Origin of the sequence: Arthrobacter sp. UYEF21 (assembly GCF_040546085.1) — a bacterium.
Lineage (GTDB): Bacteria > Actinomycetota > Actinomycetes > Actinomycetales > Micrococcaceae > Arthrobacter.
The window spans coordinates 168,889-191,043 of record NZ_JBEPNF010000002.1 but is presented as its reverse complement, the minus strand read 5'-3'; the positions used below and the strand labels follow the sequence as shown (position 1 = coordinate 191,043).

Annotated in this window: 18 protein-coding genes; 15 read left to right on the top strand and 3 right to left on the bottom strand. The window is 66.0% G+C overall.

Annotated elements, in window-relative coordinates; all coding sequences use genetic code 11:
- Positions 1-12 precede the first annotated feature (12 nt).
- Both ABIB27_RS04095 and ABIB27_RS04090 read left to right on the top strand, forming a co-directional pair.
- Positions 13-1,458, top strand: a complete 1,446-nt coding sequence (locus ABIB27_RS04095; protein WP_354215598.1) for a glycoside hydrolase family 3 N-terminal domain-containing protein — start codon at positions 13-15, stop codon at positions 1,456-1,458.
- A gap of 91 nt (positions 1,459-1,549) precedes the next feature.
- On the top strand, positions 1,550-2,368 hold the full coding sequence (locus ABIB27_RS04090) for a shikimate 5-dehydrogenase (RefSeq protein WP_354215494.1): 819 nt from the start codon (positions 1,550-1,552) through the stop codon (positions 2,366-2,368).
- A 20-nt stretch (positions 2,369-2,388) separates the two neighbouring features.
- On the opposite strand, the gene ABIB27_RS04085 is transcribed toward ABIB27_RS04090, so the two are convergent.
- The gene (locus ABIB27_RS04085; RefSeq protein ID WP_354215493.1) at positions 2,389-3,618 is read right to left on the bottom strand and encodes a THUMP-like domain-containing protein; all 1,230 of its coding nucleotides are present in this window, start codon (positions 3,616-3,618) and stop codon (positions 2,389-2,391) included.
- A 55-nt stretch (positions 3,619-3,673) separates the two neighbouring features.
- Here ABIB27_RS04085 and ABIB27_RS04080 point away from each other — a divergent pair, with 55 nt between their 5' ends.
- The 3 genes from ABIB27_RS04080 (at position 3,674) to groL (ending at position 6,247) form a co-directional block, all read left to right on the top strand.
- Entirely contained in the window at positions 3,674-4,057 is a 384-nt protein-coding gene (locus ABIB27_RS04080; RefSeq protein WP_354215492.1) for a hypothetical protein, read from the top strand.
- Positions 4,058-4,266: 209 nt separating this feature from the next.
- Entirely contained in the window at positions 4,267-4,560 is a 294-nt protein-coding gene (groES, locus tag ABIB27_RS04075; protein WP_056344177.1) for a co-chaperone GroES, read from the top strand.
- Between the two features lie 76 nt (positions 4,561-4,636).
- Entirely contained in the window at positions 4,637-6,247 is a 1,611-nt protein-coding gene (gene groL / locus ABIB27_RS04070; protein ID WP_354215491.1) for a chaperonin GroEL, read from the top strand.
- A gap of 181 nt (positions 6,248-6,428) precedes the next feature.
- On the opposite strand, the gene ABIB27_RS04065 is transcribed toward groL, so the two are convergent.
- The gene (locus tag ABIB27_RS04065; RefSeq protein WP_354215490.1) at positions 6,429-7,031 is read right to left on the bottom strand and encodes a dihydrofolate reductase family protein; all 603 of its coding nucleotides are present in this window, start codon (positions 7,029-7,031) and stop codon (positions 6,429-6,431) included.
- A 63-nt stretch (positions 7,032-7,094) separates the two neighbouring features.
- Between ABIB27_RS04065 and ABIB27_RS04060 the strand changes: the two genes are divergently transcribed.
- The 4 genes from ABIB27_RS04060 to ABIB27_RS04045 all read left to right on the top strand — a co-directional run bounded on the left by ABIB27_RS04060 (position 7,095) and on the right by ABIB27_RS04045 (position 14,764).
- Positions 7,095-8,618 (top strand): ATP-dependent DNA ligase, encoded by a 1,524-nt coding sequence (locus ABIB27_RS04060; RefSeq protein ID WP_354215489.1) that lies wholly within the window; start codon positions 7,095-7,097, stop codon positions 8,616-8,618.
- 317 nt (positions 8,619-8,935) lie between these two features.
- Positions 8,936-11,005, top strand: a complete 2,070-nt coding sequence (locus ABIB27_RS04055; RefSeq protein ID WP_502909108.1) for an acyltransferase family protein — start codon at positions 8,936-8,938, stop codon at positions 11,003-11,005.
- 260 nt (positions 11,006-11,265) lie between these two features.
- On the top strand, positions 11,266-12,777 hold the full coding sequence (gene guaB, locus ABIB27_RS04050) for an IMP dehydrogenase (protein ID WP_354215488.1): 1,512 nt from the start codon (positions 11,266-11,268) through the stop codon (positions 12,775-12,777).
- Between the two features lie 127 nt (positions 12,778-12,904).
- Positions 12,905-14,764, top strand: coding sequence for an ABC transporter ATP-binding protein (locus tag ABIB27_RS04045; protein WP_354215487.1), 1,860 nt, complete (start codon positions 12,905-12,907; stop codon positions 14,762-14,764).
- A gap of 23 nt (positions 14,765-14,787) precedes the next feature.
- Here ABIB27_RS04045 and ABIB27_RS04040 read toward each other — a convergent pair whose 3' ends face one another.
- The gene (locus ABIB27_RS04040; RefSeq protein WP_354215486.1) at positions 14,788-15,405 is read right to left on the bottom strand and encodes a hypothetical protein; all 618 of its coding nucleotides are present in this window, start codon (positions 15,403-15,405) and stop codon (positions 14,788-14,790) included.
- Positions 15,406-15,461: 56 nt separating this feature from the next.
- On the opposite strand from ABIB27_RS04040, the gene ABIB27_RS04035 reads away from it, so the two are divergent.
- The 6 genes from ABIB27_RS04035 to guaA all read left to right on the top strand — a co-directional run bounded on the left by ABIB27_RS04035 (position 15,462) and on the right by guaA (position 22,057).
- Positions 15,462-16,598, top strand: coding sequence for a GuaB3 family IMP dehydrogenase-related protein (locus ABIB27_RS04035; protein WP_354215485.1), 1,137 nt, complete (start codon positions 15,462-15,464; stop codon positions 16,596-16,598).
- 84 nt (positions 16,599-16,682) lie between these two features.
- A complete protein-coding gene (locus ABIB27_RS04030) occupies positions 16,683-18,422 on the top strand; it encodes a glycerol-3-phosphate dehydrogenase/oxidase (RefSeq protein ID WP_354215484.1) in 1,740 nt (579 codons plus the stop codon).
- Between the two features lie 42 nt (positions 18,423-18,464).
- Complete coding sequence (locus ABIB27_RS04025) at positions 18,465-18,953, top strand: PTS sugar transporter subunit IIA (protein ID WP_354253542.1); 489 nt, start codon at positions 18,465-18,467, stop codon at positions 18,951-18,953.
- Between the two features lie 83 nt (positions 18,954-19,036).
- Complete coding sequence (locus tag ABIB27_RS04020; protein ID WP_354215482.1) at positions 19,037-19,879, top strand: SURF1 family protein; 843 nt, start codon at positions 19,037-19,039, stop codon at positions 19,877-19,879.
- Positions 19,876-20,376 (top strand): DUF3817 domain-containing protein, encoded by a 501-nt coding sequence (locus ABIB27_RS04015; protein WP_354215481.1) that lies wholly within the window; start codon positions 19,876-19,878, stop codon positions 20,374-20,376. The genes ABIB27_RS04020 and ABIB27_RS04015 overlap by 4 nt, the downstream gene beginning before the upstream one ends.
- 91 nt (positions 20,377-20,467) lie before the next feature.
- Positions 20,468-22,057, top strand: coding sequence for a glutamine-hydrolyzing GMP synthase (gene guaA / locus ABIB27_RS04010; protein ID WP_354215480.1), 1,590 nt, complete (start codon positions 20,468-20,470; stop codon positions 22,055-22,057).
- Positions 22,058-22,155: the final 98 nt, after the last annotated feature.

Sequence of the window (22,155 nt, the reverse complement as noted above, 5' to 3'; positions counted from 1 at the left end):
GCTGTGGCGGCAATGTCGGTGGAGGAGAAGGCGGGCCAGGTGCTGATGGCCGCATATGCGGGAACCGACCCGCAGGCCCAGGCCGCCACCATTGAACGACTTCATCTGGCCGGGTCCATCATTATGGGCGACAACATTCCGCTGGACGCGCGCGGCCAGGCGGACCCGGCAGCAATGGCGGCGGTGAATGACCGGCTGGCACAGGCTTTCCGGGCTGACGGAAGGCCATGGCCCGGTCTCATCGGCGTGGACCAGGAGGGCGGGATCGTGGCCCGCTTAGGCGCACCGCTGACCGAATGGCCCACGCCCCTGAGCTACGGGGCAGCCGGCGATGGGAAGGTCACCCAAGACGCAGGCGGGGCACTCGCCGCTGAGCTCGCTGGGCTGGGATTCAACGTGGACTTCGCTCCCGATGCCGACGTCACCATCGGCCCTGCGGATCCCACCATCGGGGCACGGTCGATGTCCGGAAACCCTGACCAGGCGGGGCAACTCGCGGTGGCGTTTTCCCAAGGGATGGAGAAAGCCGGCGTCCTGCCCGCCGTCAAGCATTTCCCCGGCCACGGCTCCGTCACCGTCGACTCGCATCAAAACCTGCCGGTGCAGCCTGCAGGCATCTCCGATCTCGAGGCCCGTGACTGGAAGCCGTTCCGGGCAGCCATCGCCGCCGGTGTGCCGATTGTCATGACGGGGCACATCGCCGTGCCGGCGCTGGAACCCGGCGTGCCGGCGTCGTTATCAGCGCAGACGTACGGAACACTCCGCGGCATGGGCTTCAAGGGCGTTGCCGTGACGGACGCCCTGAACATGGGCGCGGTCCAGCAGCAGTATCCCGGTGGCTCTGCTGCGCCGGCAGCGCTCGCGGCCGGCGCGGACCTGCTGCTGATGCCGGCGGACATCGGGCAGGCCCATGCGGCCATCGTGGGTGCCGTGGCTGGCGGAACCTTGCCGGCGGCGCGCCTGGACGAGGCCGCCACGCGGGTTGCCACCATGATGGCGTGGCGCGGCCGGACGGCGTCATCCCCACAAGGGCCCAAGGGCGCCGCCCCGGGCAGCACCGGCGACATCTCGGCGCGGGTCTCCGCAGCAGCCGTCACGGTCCTGTCCGGACAATGTGCCGGGCCCCTCGCCCCGGCAGGCATCCGGATCGCCGGCGGTTCCAACCAGGACCGGGCAAGGTTCGAAGCGGCCGCAGCGAAGGCCGGGTTGGCCATCGGGCAAGGCCCGCTCGTGACCCTCATCGGCTACGGCGGAAGCCCCGCCGGAGGGGACATCGCGGTGACGCTCGATGCGCCCTGGCCACTGGCGGGCTCCAGCGCACCGGTGAAGATCGCGCTCTACGGCCGTACCCCTGGCGCCTTTGACGCGTTGGTCGCCGTGCTGGCGGGCAAAGCGGCCGCCCCGGGGAACCTGCCAGCTGCCGTCGGAAGCTTCCCGGCGGGCACCGGCTGCCCGTAACCCGCCCAACTGACTTGCACTTAACGTCGTCATTCGCCCATTTCAGTGCGTTATCTGCCATTCAGTTGGGGAGTCCGGGTTAAATGGACGGGTGCCCATTCTTAATAAAGACATGACCCTCTGCATCTCGCTGTCGGCCCGGCCCAGCAACAACGGGACCCGGTTCCATAACCACCTCTACGACCAGCTGGATCTGAACTGGATCTACAAGGCGTTTGCCCCCACCGACCTGGCCCAGGCGATCGCCGGCGTTCGCGGGCTGGGGATCCGGGGCTGTGCGGTGTCCATGCCCTATAAAGAGGATGTGATGGCCCTCGTGGACGAGCTTGATCCTTCGGCTAAAGCCATCGACTCGGTCAACACCGTCGTGAACACCGACGGCCATCTCACGGCCTACAACACCGACTACACGGCGATCGAACAGCTGCTCAAGAACAACGCCGTGCCCACGGACTACTCCGTATTGGTCCAGGGTGCCGGCGGCATGGCGAAAGCTACCGTGGCGGCATTGCGCGACGCCGGCTTCCCCGACGTCACCGTCATCGCCCGCAACGGGAACACCGGCCGGGGGCTCGCGGAGCAGTACGGCTTCCAGTGGCGGGCAACGCTCGACGGCGGCACGGCGGACCTGATCATCAACGTCACGCCCATAGGGATGGCAGGAGGCCCCGACGTCGACTCCTTGTCCTTCCCGGCGGACGCCATCGCTGCAGCCAAGGTGGTGTTCGACGTCGTGGCACTCCCCGCCGAGACACCGCTGATCACGGCCGCGCGGGCCGCGGGAAAGCGCGTGATCACGGGCGCTGAGGTGGCCACCATCCAGGCACTCGAGCAGTTTGTGCTTTACACGGGGGTGCGTCCCACCGACGCGCAGGTGCGGGCCGCCGAGGATTTCATGCGCGCCCAGTAGAACGCGCCAGCAGAACAGGTTTAGACGGGTTCCACCGCGATGGCTACCCGGTCCTCCCCGATGCGGGTCAGGACCAGGGTGGCCGTTTTGGCTCCGGCCTTCTTGCTGCCGCCCCTAGTGCCGGCGAGGAGCTGTTTCCGCAGTTCTTCGGGGGTCACGGAGACGCCGCGTTTTTTGATGTCCAGCACCGTGACGCCGTTGTCCTTGACCCAGGCCTTGAGCGCCTTAACGTTGTACGGCATCACCTCCAGCACCTTGTAGGCCCGCGCGAAGGGTGTGTCCAGCAGATCCGGGGCACAGATGTAGGCGATGTGTTCGTCCAAAAGGTGCCCGCCGAGTTGAAGCGCAACGTCGGCAACCATGCCCGCGCGGATCACCGCTCCGTCGGGCTCGTACAGGTAGCCCTCTGCCGGACCCACCTCTGCGGTGGGACCGCCGTCGAAGTCTTCGGCGCTGGTGATCTCCGCAGCTCCCTGCGGCCCGAGCAGCAAGGCGCCCCGGCGGATCCCGGGACGCCTGACGGAGTTGAACCACAGGGCAACCTCGGTGACATCGCCGCCAACAGAAACCCACTGCGCCTCGCACCCGGTGGGCACGGACTCGTGCGGCATGCCGGGACCCATTTTGACCCCGACGGCGCGCCCGGTGGCTGCGAGGGATTCCACAAAAGACAGCGGCGGCGAAAACGCCTCGGGATCCCAGATCCGTTTAGTACCCGAGGTGGAGGTGACCCGGCGCGCGGGATCCAGCCAGACGCCGTCGACCCCCTCCAGCGGAACCGTCATGGCGTCCGAATGCACCACCTTGGCGTTGGGAAACGGGATGAGGTTGACAGTGGCGCAGGCAGCCGTGGTTTCGTCCACCTCCACGGCCGTGACGGTGATGTCCATCGATGCCAGGGCCAGGGAATCAGCACCGAGCCCGCAGCCGAGGTCCGCCACATGGCTGATGCCGGCCTGCGCAAACCGTTCTGCGTGCCGGGCCGCAACGTTGAGCCGGGTTGCCTGTTCAAGGCCCGCCTGGGTGAACAGCATGCTCCGGGCGAACTCGCCAAATTTGAGCTCGGCCTTGGTGCGCAGCCTGGACTGGGTGAGTACGGCGGAGACCAGTTCGGGGGAGTGCCCCGCTTTGCGAAGCGTCGAATTGAGTTCAAAGGCCCCGTCCTCGCGGTACGGCCCCAGGGATGCCAGCAGCTCCCAACCCTCGCTCGTGAGCAGTGGGGCGATCTGTTCCTGCGGTACTGAAGACATGGGTTCAAGCCTAGTGGAGGTGGGCCGGCGCCCTGTTCCGGCTAGGGTTGAAGGCATGGAAGACAGCGCAGGCACCCAGCCGTCCGGACCGTCCCCAACCAGCCGCACGGACCTGGTGAAGATTGCCCGCCCCGCCCTGATTGCAGGATCCGCAGTAGCCGTCGTATGCATCGCGCTGCTGGTGATCATCTTCTTCCTGGACACTTTCAACGCCACTGTCTACTCCGTGGGCGGCAACGATATCCAGGACGCCACTGACGAAGCCCGGGACATCCGCGGACTTTACGCCGGCATACGCGTGGGCGGCACTATCCTGCTGGTGATTTCGCTGCTGGCTGCCGTGGGCGGCGCGGTGGTGCTGTATCTGAAGCGGGGCACTGCAGAGGACGGCGACGACGGCGATGAGGACGTGGATTTTGACGACCTTGCTGGCCGCTGATTCTGTTCGCCGGGGACATAATTCTGGCACTCGCCTTGACCGAGTGCTAACCAGTACATAGAGTCGTCATTAGCACTCTCCCTAGGAGGGTGCTAACACATGAAGAGCTGCCAGCCAGGCTGCTGCCGGCACCGCGACGACGGTTTGCCAGCCACGGCGACACAGCCTAACTGTCCATGAATTTTGCTGACGTAGAAGGAGAGGTCCGAGTGTCGGTCTCTATTAAGCCTCTTGAGGATCGTATTGTTGTCCGCCCGCTCGAAGCCGAGCAGACCACGGCTTCCGGCCTGGTTATCCCGGACTCCGCGCAGGAGAAGCCGCAGGAAGGCGAAGTTGTTGCAGTCGGCCCCGGCCGCTTTGAAGATGGCAACCGCGTTCCCGTCGACGTAGCCGTTGGCGACGTCGTTATCTACTCCAAGTACGGTGGAACCGAAGTCAAGACCGGCGGCAACGAGTACCTCGTGCTGTCCGCCCGCGACGTTCTGGCGATCGTCGTAAAGTAACTCTTTGGATCCCCGCGCTGCTGTTCCGTCCCTGACTGAACAGCAGCGCGGGGTTCTGTCTTGAAAGGACAAAACCATGGCAAAGCAGCTTGCGTTTAACGACGCTGCCCGCCGGTCGCTTGAAGCCGGCATCGATAAGCTCGCCAACACTGTCAAGGTGACGCTCGGCCCCCGCGGCCGCAACGTTGTCCTCGACAAAAAGTGGGGGGCACCCACCATTACCAACGACGGCGTCACCATCGCCCGCGAAGTTGAGCTTGATGACCCGTACGAAAACCTTGGCGCACAGCTGGCCAAGGAAGTAGCCACCAAGACCAACGATGTTGCCGGCGACGGCACCACCACGGCCACCGTGCTGGCCCAGGCCCTGGTCAAGGAAGGCCTGCGCAATGTTGCGGCTGGCGCCGCTCCGGGCCAGATCAAGCGCGGCATCGAGGTTTCCGTTGAAGCCGTCGCTGCCCGCCTGCTCGAGAACGCACGCCCCGTTGAAGGCACCCAGGTTGCCAACGTTGCTGCCATCTCGGCTCAGAGCGACGAAATCGGCGAGCTCCTCGCCGAGGCGTTCGGCAAGGTCGGCAAGGATGGTGTGATCACCATCGAGGAGTCCTCCACCACGCAGACTGAGCTGGTCCTCACCGAAGGCATGCAGTTCGACAAGGGCTACCTGTCCCCGTACTTCGTCACCGACACCGAGCGTCAGGAAGCCGTCCTCGAGGACGCCCTCATCCTGATCAACCAGGGCAAGATCTCCTCCGTGCAGGACTTCCTGCCGCTGCTGGAGAAGGCGCTGCAGAGCTCCAAGCCGCTCTTCATCATTGCCGAAGACGTCGAGGGGGAGGCACTGTCCACCCTGATCGTCAACCGTATCCGCGGCACCCTGAACGTGGTTGCCGTCAAGGCTCCGGGCTTCGGCGACCGCCGCAAGGCCATGCTGCAGGACATCGCCACCCTCACCGGTGCGCAGGTTGTCTCCGCGGAACTGGGCCTCAGCCTGGATACCGTTGGCCTTGAGGTGCTGGGTACCGCCCGCCGCATCACGGTCACCAAGGACAACACCACCATCGTTGACGGCGCCGGTTCCGCAGAAGACGTCGCAGCCCGGGTTTCCCAGCTGCGCGCCGAGCTGACCCGCACCGACTCCGACTGGGACAGGGAAAAGCTCCAGGAACGCCTGGCCAAGCTGGCCGGCGGCATCGGCGTGATCAAGGTTGGCGCAGCCACCGAGGTCGAGCTGAAGGAAAAGAAGCACCGCATCGAAGACGCAGTGTCCTCCACCCGCGCAGCCCTCGAAGAAGGCATCGTGGCCGGTGGCGGTTCCGCGCTGATCCACGCACTGAAGGCCCTCGACGAGGATCCCGCAGTGAAGGCCCTCGAAGGCGACGCCGCCGCAGCTGTGGGCATTGTCCGCCGCGCGCTGGTCCAGCCGCTGCGCTGGATTGCCCAGAACGCTGGCTTTGACGGCTACGTTGTCACGGCCAAGGTTGCCGAACTCGAAACCAACAACGGCTTCAACGCCAAGTCGGGCGAGTACGAAGACCTGATCGCTGCCGGTGTCATCGACCCCGTCAAGGTCACCCGTGCAGCCCTCCGCAACGCAGCCTCCATCGCGGCGCTGGTCCTCACCACCGAGACCCTTGTGGTGGAAAAGCCCGTTGAACAAGACGAGCACGCAGGCCACAGCCACTAATCCCCACCGTCTCCCTTACCTCGCTTCGTCCCCACCGGCTCCCAAATCTCGCTTCGCTCGATTTGGGCCCCTCGCCGGTGTGGGCCCACGGTCAGGGAACGGCGTGGGCCCAGGGCATCTGCGCAAAGTCTCAAGCACAAAGAACCGGTCCAGCTTCGGCTGGGCCGGTTTTTTGTGGCCCTTAGGCGACCGCCATCTCCTGCGTCTCGACGCCGCCGGTGCGCTCGTAGACCAGCGACACCGCGCCCTTTGGGAAGGTGCGCGCCCGCTCAGCGAGGCGGAAGGAAGCGGGGATGGTCCCGGGGTCGAAGAGGCGCTTGCCCTGGCCGAGGGTGATCGGATAGAGCCAGAGGTGGAGTCGGTCGATCACGTCTGCCTCGAGCAGTGAACGAATAAGGACGCCGCTGCCAAACATGTGCACCTGGTCGTATTCATCCCGGAGCCGGCCCGCGGCGGCAGCGTCCGGCAGTACGGTAGTGCCCGCCCACCCCGGAGCGGTCAGGGTGCTGGAGACGACGAACTTGGGTACCCGGTTGAGCGTGCCGCCGATGTCATCTGATTGGTGCGGCCAGTAGGCGGCGAAGATGTCGTAGGTCTTCCGGCCAAGAAGCAGGGCGTCAATGCTTTCAATCCCGGCACCGATGGCCGCGGCGGCCTCGTCATCTGACACCGGCGCCTGCCAGCCGCCGAAGGCGAAATCGCCCTCGGTGTCTTCCTCGCGGCCGCCGGGAGCCTGGTAGACGCCGTCGAGGGTGATGAACAGGTTCGCGACGATGATTCCCATGCGTTCATTCTGGAACTGCGTCCCGGCGCTGTCCATCGTCTGCGGGCGTGGCAGACTGGTGCCATGCTGCTCGACGAGCTCGTCAGAACCACGGCGGCCGTCGCGTCGACCCGCTCCCGGCTTGCGAAGGTCGCTGCGCTGGCCGACCTGCTGCGCCGGCTTGAGCCCGGGGACATCGCGGCCGCCGTCGGCCTTCTCGTCGCCAAGCCGCGACAGGGCCGCGTAGGGGTCGGCTGGCGCGGCATGACAGCAGCCATGGGGGAGCCGGCCGCCGAGCCAAGTCTTACCGTGGCTGACTTCGACGCTGCGCTGGATCGCCTGCTTGTCACCGCGGGCGCCGGATCGGCTGCGGAGCGCGCCGCGACGCTCCGCTTGCTCACGGAGGCAGCCACCGAGCGCGAACAAGCCTTCATCGCCGGCGTGCTGCTCGGGGAACTGCGCAGCGGTGCGCTGGAGGGGGTGCTGACGGATGCCGTGGCCCGCGCCGCAGATCGGCCGGTCGACGCCGTACGCCGTGCGGCGATGCTCTCCGGCGATCTCGGCGGGACCGCCCTGCTGGCGATCACCGGCACGGCGGCCCAACTGGACGCGGTGGGCCTCGTCGTCGGCCGTCCCGTGCAGCCCATGCTCGCCGCAACCGCGGCGACCGCCAGCGCGGCACTGGAGGTCACGGGGGAGGCATCCGTGGAATACAAGCTCGACGGCGCCCGCATCCAGGTGCATCGCGTCGGCGACGATGTGCGCATCTACACACGCACCCTGGCCGAGGTGACCCACCGGCTGCCCGAGGTGGTGGAGGTGGTGCGCGGACTGCCGGTGCTCGATGTGATCCTCGACGGCGAGACCCTCGCCCTCGACGAGGACGGCGGCCCGCGACCCTTCCAGGTGACCATGTCGCGGTTCGGGGCGGATGCTGCGCGCGCCACGGTGCTGCATCCGTGGTTCTTCGACGTGCTGCACATCGACGGGCGCGACCTGCTTGACGAGCCGCTTTCGACCCGGATCGGCGTGCTCGAGCGCATTGCCCCCGAGCACCGGATCCCTGGGGAGATTACGGCGGACGCGGCCGTGGCTGAGAGAGTCTCGCGGGATGCGCTTGCCGCCGGCCATGAAGGCGTGGTGGTCAAGGCGGTCGGATCGGCCTACGCGGCCGGTCGGCGAGGTTCGAACTGGATCAAGGTGAAGCCGGTACTCACGTATGACCTGGTGGTGCTCGCCTGCGAGTGGGGGTCTGGACGGCGCACCGGGCTGCTGTCCAACCTGCATCTGGGAGCCCTGGACCCGGCCGGCGAGTTCGGCGTGCCGGGCGGCTACGTGATGGTGGGCAAGACCTTCAAGGGCCTCACCGACACGCTGCTGCGCTGGCAGACCGAGAGGTTCCAGGAGCTCGAGGTGCGCCGCACGGCGGCCACCGTCTGGGTGGAGCCCGTCACCGTGGTCGAGATCGCGATTGACGGCGTGCAGAAATCGTCGCGCTATCCGGGCGGAATCGCCCTGCGGTTCGCACGCGTCAAGCGTTACCGCGACGACAAAGCGGCGGCAGAGGCCGACACCATTCAGACGCTGCGCGCGCTGCTGCGTTCGTAGCTTGTGCCCGTTCCGCAGCGGGCGTACCGTCTCGCCTGATACCGGCCCGCGCCTGCCGACACGGCGGGCAGACCGAAGGCTCCCCCGAGTTTTTGTCCAGATATCGCGGATTGCACAGCGCTTTCGGCCAATTATCTGGACAAAAACTGCGCGTGGTGGGGCTCGACGTCCTCAGGCTCCCCGACCCTTCCGGCCCACGCCGCGAGTCCGCGCCGGCTGCCAGCTGAGAGGCCATTCTGAATCCCGCCGTGATTGGCCATCCTGAGTCACAGGCAAGTAGGGTGGATGTTTTTGCCAGCGGGTTTTAGGGGTCATGGGTGTTGATTGCGGGAACAGAGGCTGCGCCCGGCGGTCCGGCGGACGCCACCGGCGCCCCCCGCAAACCCACCTTCCGTCCCGAGGTGCAGGGCCTCCGTGCGCTCGCTGTACTCATGGTGGTCACGTATCACGTGTGGCTTGGCCGGGTGTCCGGCGGCGTGGACATCTTCCTCCTGATCTCGGCCTTCCTGCTGACCATGTCCTTTGTCCGGAAGGTCGAAGCCGGTACTTCGCTCAATCTTTTCCGGCACTGGCTGCACCTCTTCAAACGGCTGCTGCCGGCCGCCGTCGTGGTGATCCTCGCCGTCCTCGCGGGCACCTGGCTGGTCCTCCCGCAAGGCCGCTGGCCGGCCGTGCTGGACCAGGCCTGGGCTGCGCTGCTTTACCAGCAGAACTGGCTGCTGGCCGACACCGCCGTTGACTATTACGCCCAAGACCACGCCGGGGCGAGCCCGCTGCAGCACGTCTGGTCCTTGTCCATCCAAGGGCAGGTTTTCATCCTCTGGCCTCTCGTTTTCGCCGGCTCGGCTGTAGTGTGGCGGCTCCTGCGGCGGAGGTTCAACACCAGCTACCGGGCCGTGGCGGCAGCCGTGTTCGCAGCCATCCTCGCCGCATCGCTGGCTTTCTCAGTTGACCAGACGGCCACGAACCAGGCGTACGCCTACTTCGACACGAGGGCCAGGCTGTGGGAATTCGCCCTGGGCTCGCTCCTGGCATTGAGCCTCCCGCTGCTGAAGCCCGGAAAAGTGCTTCGCCTGATCCTGGGCTGGGCCGGGCTTATCGCCATGGTCTCCTGCGGCCTGGTGCTGACCGTGGACCGGGCCTTCCCGGGATTCTTGGCACTGTGGCCCACCATTGCGGCAGCAGCGATCATTGTGGCCGGCCAGAGCGGCGGCCGCTTCGGCGTGGACCGCTTCCTGAGCTGGAAGCCGCTGGTCTCGCTGGGCGACAACTCCTACGCGCTCTATCTGTGGCACTGGCCCGTACTTGTGTTCGCACTGGCCGCCACCGGCGTCGAAACACCCAACCTCAGCGAGGGCGGGGCCATCGTTGCCGCCTCGATCGTCCTGGCCGTCCTCACCACACGTTTTGTGGAAAAGCCGCTCCGCGAATGGCGCTGGCCTCAGTTACGCAGCTGGCGCACCGCCGTCGTCGTTGCTGCCTGCTGTGCCATCCTGGCCGGACCCGTGGCGGTCTGGCAAACCAGCCTGACCGCGGAGGAGGCCGCCACTGCAGCGCAGCCCCGCGAACTGACTCCGGGGGCGGCCCAACTGACGTTTGGGAACGGAGACACGCCGGCCCCCGCGGCGCGGATCATTCCGGCGCCGGCGGTCCTGGACCACGACTGGGCCGGGATCCATGCGCCCTGTATCGATGCGAACGCGACGCCCGATCCGGTTCTGGCTGGGTGCCGGCAGGCTGTCCCGCCCGGCGAAACCACCAAACGGATCATGGTGCTGGGGGACTCCCATGCGCAGCAGTACCTGGCCGCTCTTGCCCCCATCGCGGAAGCCCGCGGCTGGGAACTGGTCACGCTGCTGATGCCCGCCTGCCGTTTTGGGGCGGAATCCGAGGCCCGGAATGCTGAATGCAACGCCTACAACCGGGCCAGCGCGGCGTACGTGCTCGAACACCGGCCGGATGCCGTCTTCACCGTGGCCACCCTGACCCACGAGGAAGCCCCGTTTGAGACAGAGGTACCGGCGTACCTGGAAGGAATCCAGCCGATCGCCGACGCCGGCATCGAAATCCTCGGCATCCGGGACAACCCCAGGTTCACCTTCAACATGCCCGAATGTGTCCAGCGCAAAGGTCCGAACTCCCCGGCCTGCAACCCGCCGCTAAACGAATCCCTGGTCGATCCTTCACCCCTGGAGAGCTACCGCGGGAAGGTCGACGGTCTGCACCTGATGGACGTCAGCGACTTCATCTGCGCCGGCGGCAGCTGCCCGGGGGTGGTGGGAAACGTCTACGTGTACAAGGACGACAACCACCTCAGCCGGACCTACGTTGAAAGCATGATCCCCATGTTTGAAGAGCGGCTGCTGGCCGCCACGGGCTGGACGTGACTCCCGGGGGGCGGGCCCATGCCTGCATGGTTCCCTGTCCGGGCGGGCGGGGTCAGGGAGCGTGCCGTTGCTCACAGTCGGCTGCCGGAATAGGGGGATCGGCTGCGAGGTTCTAATATTTACTCAACGCTTTGCGCATGGCTACCCTGCGTGCGGCACAGACTCATTAGGCCCCTGCACCGACCAGTCCCGTAATGACGGGCTGGTCATCAGCTGCAACCCCTACCCGTGAACGAATACCCAAGGTAAGAGGCGCACTCATGACCCAGCCCGAGCACAACCCTTTCGGCTTCATCGGCCTGACCTACGACGACGTCCTGCTCCTCCCGGGACACACGGACGTTATCCCGTCCGAAGCGGACCCGTCGTCGAGGATCTCCAAGCGGATCTCCGTGCACACCCCGCTGCTGTCCGCCGCCATGGACACGGTCACCGAATCACGGATGGCCATTGCGATGGCACGCCAGGGTGGCCTGGGCGTGATCCACCGCAACCTGTCCATCCAGGACCAGGCGGACCAGGTGGACCGCGTGAAGCGCAGCGAGTCCGGGATGATCACCAACCCGCTGACCATCGGCCCGCAGGCAACGCTGGCTGAGCTGGACGAGATCTGCTCGCAGTACCGGGTTTCCGGCCTGCCTGTTGTGGACGAGGGCCTGCGGCTGCTCGGCATTGTCACAAACCGCGACACCCGCTTTGTGCCCGAAGCAGACTTCCCGCTGCGGCTGGTCAGCGACGTCATGACCAAGATGCCGCTGATCACCGGCCACGTTGGCATCAGCCGTGAGGAAGCCTCCCACAAGCTGGCCACCAACAAGATCGAAAAGCTCCCGCTCGTTGACGAGCAGGGCCGGCTCAAGGGCCTCATCACCACCAAGGACTTCACCAAAGCCGAGCAGTACCCGCTGGCCACCAAGGACGAAGAGGGCCGGCTCCGCGTGGGTGCCGCCATCGGCTTCTTCGGTGACGGCTGGGAACGTGCCATGGCCCTGGTCGACGCCGGCGTCGACGCCCTGTTTGTTGACACGGCCAACGGCCACTCGCAGGGTGTGCTGGACATGATCCGCCGCCTGAAGTCTGATCCGAGGGCTGCGCACGTGGACATCATCGGCGGCCAGGCCGCCACCCGTGAAGGTGCCCAGGTCCTGATCGACGCCGGTGCCGACGGCATCAAGGTGGGCGTGGGCCCGGGATCGATCTGCACCACCCGTGTGGTGGCCGGTGTGGGCGTCCCGCAGATCACCGCCATCTACGAATCCGCCAAGGCGGCCATCCCTGCCGGCGTTCCCCTGATCGCCGACGGCGGCCTGCAGTACTCGGGCGACATCGGCAAGGCGCTGGTTGCCGGCGCCGACACCGTGATGCTCGGTTCCCTCCTGGCCGGTTGCGACGAGTCCCCGGGTGAGCTGATCTTCGTCAACGGCAAGCAGTTCAAGAGCTACCGCGGCATGGGCTCACTCGGTGCCATGCAGTCGCGCGGCAAAAACACGTCCTACTCCAAGGACCGCTACTTCCAGGCCGATGTGTCCGGTGATGACAAGCTCATTCCCGAGGGCATCGAAGGCCGCGTCGCCTACCGCGGCCCGCTCGCGTCGGTGGCGTACCAGTTGGTGGGCGGCCTTCGCCAGACCATGTTCTACACCGGCGCCCCCACCATCCCGGAACTCAAGTCCCGCGGCAAGTTCGTCCGGATCACGCCGGCGGGCCTCAAAGAATCCCACCCGCACGACATCCAGATGACCGTGGAGGCTCCGAACTACGGTTCGCGCTAGTCCCACCGGCACCCTCGCCTCGCCAGCTCGGCCAGGGAACCCTGCCGGCGTGGGCGCACCCACCAAACAGGCCGCGGGAATTGTCCCGCGGCCTGTTCTCGTTGGTGCCGGGAACTAGGCTGGAGCCATGCCTGAACGAAGCCATCCCGTCGAACTGAACCCCCAGCGCGACGCTCGGCGACGTTTGGCCCTGAGGCCGTACGCCCGGGCCGTGGCGCAGGTTCTGCGCGTCAGCTTCCGGGCCTCGCCGGGCGCCGTCGTGATGAAGGTTGTGGGGTCGCTGATCTCGGCAGTGCTGCCGCTGGTGACAACCTTCTTCGCCGCGCTGACCACCACCGCGTTGGCGGCCGCCTACGCGGGCGATGCCGCGGCGGGCCAGCAGGCCATTGTGTACGTCATCATCACGGCAGCGCTGGGACTCTTCTGGGGCGCCTTCAGCAGCGTGGACCGTTACATCCAGCAGCTCATGAGCTTCAAAGTGGGCGCCATTGTGGGCGACCAGATGTATGAGCGCTTTCTGGCGCTGGAGTTCTGGCGCTACGACGATAAGCAGACCGTGGATCTGTATGACCGGGCCAAACGCTTCTCCGATTCCTACGCCAGGGTTTTGGACCGGATCGCCGCAATTTTCACTCAATTGGTCTCGGTGATCCTGGCCGTCGGGGCCCTGCTGCTGGTCAGCTGGTGGATCGCCGTGATTGTCCTCGTGGCGATCGTGCCGAGCGTTTACCTGCAGTTCAAACTTTCCCGGGAGCAGATCGCGCACTGGAACACCCAGGTGGATTCCCGCCGGCAGCGCCGGATGATCGAAACGAACCTGCTCCGGCCGCAGCACATCGCCGAGATGCGCCTGTACGGCATCGTGGGGTACCTGATGGACTTCCGCTCACGCCTGCGCGACGCTGACGAGCGCCGGCGCCTTGACTTCCAGAAGCGCTACATCCCCAGGCAGCTGGCCGCCGACGCGCTGCAGTACGCCGCGGAGGTGGTCTCGCTGATCTGGGTGGTGGGGCAGATCATTGCCCGGGCCCAGCCGGTTGGCCAGTTCCTGTATGTCCAGCAGATCGTTAGCCGCGCCCTGTCCACCGCCAACAACCTGGTGTCCTCGTTGAGTTCCATCGACGAGGACCTGGCGAACCTCAAAGACTACGAAGTGTTTATGGCGGTGCCGGTGCACTCCCACCACGCACCGGCGCTGCTGCAGGCTCCCAAGACGGTGGAGCTGCGGGACATCCGCTTCACCTACACAGGCAGCGACCTGGAGGTGATCCGCGGCATCAGCATGACCATCCGGGAGGGCCAGCACATTGCCATCGTGGGAGAGAACGGGGCGGGAAAGTCCACCCTGATCAGGATCCTGGCGGGGCTTTACGCCCCGGACTCCGGGCAGGTAATGCTCGACGGCGTCGACCTCGCCGCCGTCGATGTCACCTCCTGGCACCGCCACCTGGCGGTGCTGAGCCAGGAATTCCTGAAGTACGAGTTCGCCACTGCCGCTGACAACATCCGCTTTGGCGACGTCGATTCGCCACAGGATGACGACCGGATCCGGCGGGCTGCGGCCGACGCCGAGGCCCTGGAGTTCATCAACAAGCTGCCCAACGGCCTGGACAACCATGTCAGCAACTGGATGGAGGACCCGCGCGGCCGGAAGGGCAGCGGGTTGTCCGGCGGCCAGTGGCAGCGGTTGGCCATGGCCAGGAACTTTTACCGCAGCGCCTCCTTTATGGTCATGGACGAGCCAACGTCGGCCATCGATGCGCTGGCGGAGCACCGGATCTTCACCCGGCTTTTCGCGGACCGCAGCAGCACGATCATCGCCATCAGCCACCGGCTCGCCACTATTGAGAAGGCTGACATCGTCTACATGCTTGAAGACGGCCGGATCGTGGAGCAGGGCACGCACAAGGAGCTGGTGGCGCTGCGCGGCCGCTACTTCAGGATGTTCGAGTCCCAGCTGACGGTGGAAGAGGCCGAAGGGATCTGAATGTCACAGCCCCCTGGCCCGCGTTAGCGGCGACCCGTCCCGGCCACGATTGTGGTCCGGACACGGGCCACGCTGGGCTGGGCCGGCACGCTGCTGAAGCCGAACGTCACGGCAGGCTGGATGGGTGCGAGAGTCCCCTGGTTCCTGCCCTCCCAGGAAATTTCGGCAGTGCTGATGCGGTGGACGTCTGTCACCCCGTAGGTTTCACGCCTCCCGTTTCCGGCAGTGCCGGAGGTCCGGGCTCCGGGACTGAGGAGGCCCGCCAGCGGGTCGACAGCCCGGAGCCACCTTGGATGGACAGCAAGCGGCCGCGGCACTGCCCGGAGGGCGAAACCCAGGGGAGTCCTGCGGCCGATCTCTGCGTTGATCTGCAGCGGTCCGGCATTCACGGCCAGCTTCCGCCGGCCCAGCTGAACGTCTACTGCGACCACCCGCACAACGTCAAAGCTGTAGGTGGCGGAGACGAAGTCCGCCACCTCCACGGCGGGCGCGAGCAGGATCCGCTGCCCGGACGGGAGCTGCACCATCACGTCGGCGAAAGGTCCCAGCGGGGAGGCCTGCCACACTCCAACCACGGCCCGGAGTCCGGATTGCGCGCCGATGCCCGCGATGTGGCCGTCGAAGACCCACTGTTTGCCCATTCGGCCACTCTAGCCATCAGCCGCGGCCAAGGTCCCGGCTGGGATAACCTAGAGCAGTGACTTACGAGATCGAGATCGGCCGTGGCAAGCGTGGGCGTCGTGCCTACTCCCTGGATGACATTGCGATTGTCCCTAACCGTCGTACCCGCGACCCCAAGGACGTGTCTGTCTCCTGGCAGATCGATGCCTACAAGTTCGAAATGCCCGTGATCGCGGCGCCGATGGATTCGGCCATGTCCCCGGAGACGGCCATCGCCCTGGGGCGCCTGGGGGGTCTCGGCGTGCTGGACCTTGAGGGTCTCTGGACCCGCTACGAGGACCCGCAGCCCATTTTGGACGAGATCGCTGCCCTCGAAGATGAGGTCAACAGCCCCACTGTGACGGGCCGCATGCAGGAACTCTACCGCGCGCCCATCCAGCCGCAACTGATCACCTCCCGCCTCGCCGAGATCCGCGCCGCCGGCGTGACGGTGGCTGGATCGCTGACCCCGCAGCGCACGCAGGAATACTACAAGACCGTGGTGGCCGCCGGCGTCGACATTTTTGTGATCCGCGGGACCACCGTGTCCGCCGAGCATGTTTCGAAGGACGACGAGCCGCTTAACCTGAAGCAGTTCATTTACGAACTGGACGTTCCGGTGATTGTGGGCGGCGCGGCCGGCTACACGCCCGCGCTGCACCTGATGCGGACCGGCGCCGCCGGCGTCCTGGTCGGCTTCGGCGGGGGAGCCACGTCCACCACCCGCCGCGCACTGGGGATCCACTCGCCGATGGCCTCCGCCATCTCCGATGTCGCCGCCGCCCGGCGTGACTACATGGATGAATCCGGTGGGCGCTACGTGCATGTAATTGCCGACGGCGGCATGGGCACCTCGGGTGACATCGTCAAGGCAATTGCCGTGGGCGCCGACGCCGTGATGCTCGGCAGCGCCCTCGCCAGGGCCAAAGAGGCCCCGGGCAAGGGCTGGCACTGGGGCCAGGAGGCCCACCACCTGGAACTGCCCCGCGGGGACCGGGCCAACGTCGGAACCGTCGGGCCTCTTGAAGAGGTGCTCTTCGGGCCGGGCCACCACACGAACGGCACGTCCAACCTGATCGGCGCCCTCCGCCGGTCAATGGCCACCACGGGATACTCTGACCTGAAGGAATTCCAGCGCGTCGACGTCGTGGTTTCACCGTACGCCGGTAACTGAGGACAGGTGGACGCCCTGCCCAACTAAGCGGCTAGGAAGTAGGGTGGATCTACTACCGGCAGCAGCGGCAATGGGAGGCGTTCCATGAACAATAGTCCAAACCAAGGCGGGGCCCTGGGGCCTGCAGCGCGGGAAGCGTCGATTGCCCGGCTCAGGGCGACGTCCGAGCCCGGCAATGAGCTGGACATCCTCATTGTTGGCGGCGGAATCGTCGGTACGGGGGCAGCGCTGGATGCGGTGACCCGCGGTCTCAGCGTGGGGATCGTGGAGGCCAGCGACTGGGCAGCCGGCACGTCGTCCCGGTCATCGAAGCTGATCCACGGTGGCCTGCGCTATCTGGAAATGCTTGACTTCGGGCTGGTCAAGGAAGCGCTGCAGGAGCGTGGGCTGCTGCTTTCTGAACTCGCCCCGCACCTGGCCCGGCCAGTGCCATTCCTGTATCCGCTCACGAAGCCTTTCTTCGAACGGCCCTACGTGGGCGCCGGCATCGCACTGTATGACCTGATGTCCGTTTCCAACGGGCACCGGCGCGGCGTGCCGTTCCACAAACACCTCTCCAGGCGGGGCACCCTCAGGGCAGCCCCCAGCCTGAAAAAGGATGCCTTTGTGGGGTCAATCCGCTACTACGACGGCCAGGTGGATGACGCGAAGTATGTGGCCAACCTGGTCCGGACGGCAGCCCACTATGGCGCCCATGCCGTGAACCAGATGGCCGTGGTGGATTTCCTCCGTGAAGGGGAACGCGTGGTGGGGGCCAAGGTGGTCAACCACGAGGACGGTTCGCACTTCAACATCCGGGCCAAGCAGGTCATCAACGCCACCGGAGTGTGGACTGACGAAACCCAGGCCATGGTCACCGACCGTGGCCAGCTGAAGGTCCGGGCATCCAAGGGCATCCACCTGGTGGTGCCGCGCGACCGCTTCCAGTCGACCGTTGGCCTGATCCTGCGGACCGAGAAATCGGTGCTGTTTGTGATCCCGTGGGGCCGGCATTGGATTATCGGTACTACGGACACTGACTGGCACCTGGACAAAGCCCACCCGGCAGCGTCCAGCAAGGACATCGACTACCTCCTCGAACGCGTCAACACGGTGCTCAAGCGGCCCCTCACCAGGGAAGACGTTGAAGGGGTTTACGCAGGTCTGCGGCCGCTCCTGGCCGGTGAGAACGACTCCACCGCCAAGCTGTCCCGCGAACACGTGGTGGCTCACCCCGTTCCGGGCCTGGTGGTGGTGGCCGGCGGAAAATGGACCACTTACCGCGTGATGGCCAAGGACGCTGTGGATGAGGCCACGCGCACCATGGATGAGCGGGTCCCGCCCAGCTGCACCGAAACCATCCCGCTGCTTGGGGCCAGCGGCTTCAAGGCTGCCTGGAACCGCAGGAACAGGACGGCTGACGAATCCGGCGTGCATGTGGCCCGGGTGGAGCACCTGCTCAACCGGTACGGGTCCATGACCCCGGAAGTGCTCGCCATCATCAAGGAGAATCCTGAACTGGCCGAGCCGCTGCCCGGCGCCGACGACTACCTGCAGGCGGAAGCTGTCTACGCCGCTACCCATGAGGGTGCCCGGCATGTCCATGACGTCCTGACCCGGCGGACCCGCATCTCCATTGAGTCGTGGGACCGTGGCGTGTCCGCGGTGCCGGTAGTGGCTAAACTGATGGGCGAAGTCCTTGGCTGGAGCGATGTGCAGCGCGAAAGTGAAATAAAGCACTACATTGCACGCGTTGAGGCTGAACGGCTGAGCCAGGAGCAGCCGGACGACGAATCAGCTGACGCCGCCCGCCTGGGCGTGGATGACATCGTCCCGTTGCGCTAAGGGCTCTGCGCATCACCACTCGCCTCACTGAAGGGACACTCCTTGGCGGAACTACTTGACCGGTACGATGCCGATCTCACCACCTCCGAATTGGTCATCCTGGAGCTGGAGGCAACGGACAAGGCGGATGCGGTGGCCCAACTCGCAGAATGCCTCTTCGCGGCCGGCCGGGTCACGGACCTCCCCGGCTTCCTTGGACACGTCAACGCCCGCGAACACCAGCTCGCCACGGGCCTGCCGGGCGGCATCGGCCTCCCGCACGCCCGCAGCGAATTCGTCTCGCGGACGTCCATTGCTGTTGGAATCACGAAGTACGGCCACGCGCTGGACTTCGGTGCCGCTGACGGTCCCGCCACCGTCATCCTGTTGATCGCCACCCCGGCCAGCTCGTTTTCGGACCACCTCGAGGTGCTGGCCACGCTGGCACGCTCCCTGTCCAAGGAGTCCTTCCGCGAGTCACTGCGGCGGGCCTACGACGCCGAAGTGATCGCCGAGCTCATCAACTCCAGCCTGGTGTTCTTCGACCACTGAAATTGGTGACCCCGGCGGCTCCGTTCCCTGGCCGGAAGCAGGGCGTTTAGTTGTTCTACGGCGGAACGAAGTACCTTTAAGGGGTGTGGAAAACAGCCCTTAAGCCCCGGTGGATCGCTGGCCTGGTGTTCGCGATCGTAGTATCGGGGGTGTTTGTCCTGCTCAGCCAGTGGCAGTTTGGCCGGTCCTTGCAACCCGAGGTTCCGGTCAGCCCTGCCACCGAGGAAACCAAGGCGCTGACGGACACCCTCCGGCCCGGTGGCTTCTTCCCCGGATCCGTGTCGGACCAGATGGTCTCCGCGGAAGGCACGTATGACCCCGCAAAACAGGTCCTGGTGCCGGGCCGCTTGAAGGACGGCAACACTGGCTACTGGGTGGTGTCCGCCTTTGCCGTGAAGGGGGCTCCTGCCCTCAGCGGTGTGGCCGCTTCCCCCGAAACGTGGATTCCGGTAGCCCGCGGCTGGGTGTCAGATCCCGACGACGCCGGCGCACCGCCGTCGGGCGCTATTCAGCTCACCGGACGGCTGCTGCCCTCCGAATCGCCGCTCCCGGCCACGGCGCCGGAATCCGGACGCGCCTCCGCCGTCTCCATCGCCGAACTCATCAATTACTGGGACATCAGCAGTTACCAGGGCTTTGTGGCCGCCACCGCTGAAGCGGCGGACGGCTCCGACGTGAGCGCTGCGGCGGTTGGCGGAGACCTGAAGCCGCTGAACATCGGCCCCCAGCCGCCCGCCCAGCAGGTCAATTGGCTCAATCTCTTTTACTCGCTGGAGTGGGTGGTTTTCGCCGGCTTCGCCCTCTTCATCTGGTGGCGCCTGGTGAAGGACGATTACCGGCGGGACCTCGAAGAGGAGCTCGACGACGACGCCCACCATGACACTCCGCCCACATCTGAACAGCTCCAACAAAAGGTAAAGCCATGATCGAACCGAAACCAGCCGTCCAGTCGGGTTCCGTGCAGGGGAAAAACAAGAAGCGCCGCTTCGGCGGTACCGAGGCGCAGATCCGCTCGGCGCTGAAGTTCTACAAGGTGTTGGCCTACCTGACCGGCGGGATGCTGCTGCTGCTGTGCGCCGAGCTGATAGCACGGTACGCGTTCGGCCAGTACCTGTTCGCCGGCGGGACCAACGCGGTCACAGGCCAGCCCTTCGTCCTGGGCTTCGCGGACGCCGAGCCCCAGGGCGTGCTGGGCGGAGTCAACGTTTCCGTTGGTGTGCTGATCGTCCACGGCTGGATGTACGTGGTGTACCTGATCTCCAACTTCCGGCTGTGGACGCTGATGCGCTGGCCGTTCTTGAAGCTCATCCTCCTGGCGCTGGGTGGAGTGGTGCCGTTCCTGTCCTTCATCGTGGAGAAGAAGTTCCACGCTGAGGTCGAGGCGGAGCTCGCCGCGCACCCGCAGGCCGCACAGCGGTACTGAGCACCGGCGGCCGAAGCCAAAGCGGAGTCTGCTCCGTCACAGCGGGCTTTCTAACGTGCGGCAGGGCAACGCGGCCAAGTAGGCTAGTACGGTGACTACTCCCACTGCATCCCAGACTTCCCAAAAGCCGGTGCTGGTTGTTGACTACGGTGCCCAGTACGCGCAGCTGATTGCCCGCCGCGTCCGGGAAGCAAATGTGTATTCGGAAGTGGTTCCGCATACCTACAGCACCGAGCAGCTCCTGGCCAAAAACCCTGCTGCCATCATCCTGTCGGGCGGCCCGTCCAGTGTGTACGCAGACGGCGCACCTTCAGTCGGCGCCGACCTCTTTGAGGCCGGAATCCCGGTCTTCGGCATCTGCTACGGGTTCCAGGCCATGGCCAACGCCCTGGGCGGCAAAGTCGACAAGACTGGCCTGCGCGAATACGGCTCCACCCAGACCACCATCCTAGGCGAGGGCCGCTCCGTGCTTGAGGGCATGCCGCAGCACCAGAACACGTGGATGAGCCACGGCGACTCCGTGCACCAGGCCCCCGAAGGCTTCGAAGTGCTGGCGACCACGGCGGGCGCCGAAGTGGCTGCCTTCGCCAACGAGGAGAAGTGCCTGTACGGCGTGCAGTGGCACCCGGAGGTGAAGCACTCGGCTTATGGCCAGCAGGTGCTGGAGAACTTCCTGTTTAAGGGCGCCAAGCTGGAACCCAACTGGACCACGGGGAACATCCTCGAGGAGCAGGTGGACCGCATCCGGGCGCAGGTCGGCGAGGCCAGGGTCATCTGTGGCCTCTCCGGCGGCGTGGACTCCGCAGTGGCCGCAGCACTGGTCCAGCGGGCCGTCGGCGACCAGTTGACCTGTGTGTTTGTTGACCACGGACTGCTGCGCGAAGGCGAAGCCGAACAGGTGGAGCGCGACTTCGTGGCCGCTACCGGCGTCAAGCTCTACGTTGCCAACGAGCAGGAGCGGTTCCAGGCCGCCCTGGCCGGCGTCAGCGATCCGGAGACGAAGCGCAAGATCATCGGCCGCGAGTTCATCCGCGCGTTCGAGGAAGCCGAACTGGCCATCATTGCCGAGGCGGCCGCCCACGGTGAGAAGATCAAGTTCCTGGTCCAGGGCACGCTGTACCCCGACGTCGTCGAATCCGGCGGCGGTGAAGGTGCAGCGAACATCAAGAGCCACCACAACGTGGGCGGCCTTCCCGAGGACCTGCAGTTCGAACTCGTGGAACCGCTGCGGGCACTTTTCAAGGACGAAGTCCGTGCCGTCGGCGCCCAGTTGGGGCTGCCGCAGGAAATTGTCGGCCGCCAGCCCTTCCCCGGCCCCGGCCTCGGAATCCGGATCGTCGGCGAGGTCACCAAGGAACGCCTGGACCTGCTCCGCAAGGCGGACGCCATTGCCCGCGCCGAGCTGACTGCGGCCGGCTTGGACAACGAGGTATGGCAGATGCCGGTGGTTCTGCTTGCCGATGTCCGCAGCGTCGGCGTGATGGGCGACGGCCGGACCTACGGCCACCCGATCGTGCTTCGTCCCGTGTCCTCCGAGGATGCGATGACGGCCGACTGGTCCCGCCTGCCCTACGATCTCCTGGCCCGGATCTCCAACCGGATCACCAACGAGGTGGAAGGCGTTAACCGGGTGGTGCTGGACGTAACCAGCAAGCCGCCGGGAACCATCGAGTGGGAATAGCAGTGTGAGTGGCCGGTCCCCGCCAGCGGGGGCCGGCCATTGCTTTTATCCGGCCAAATCCCGCAATTTGGCCTGACCCAGTGTTGCGGTCTCTCATC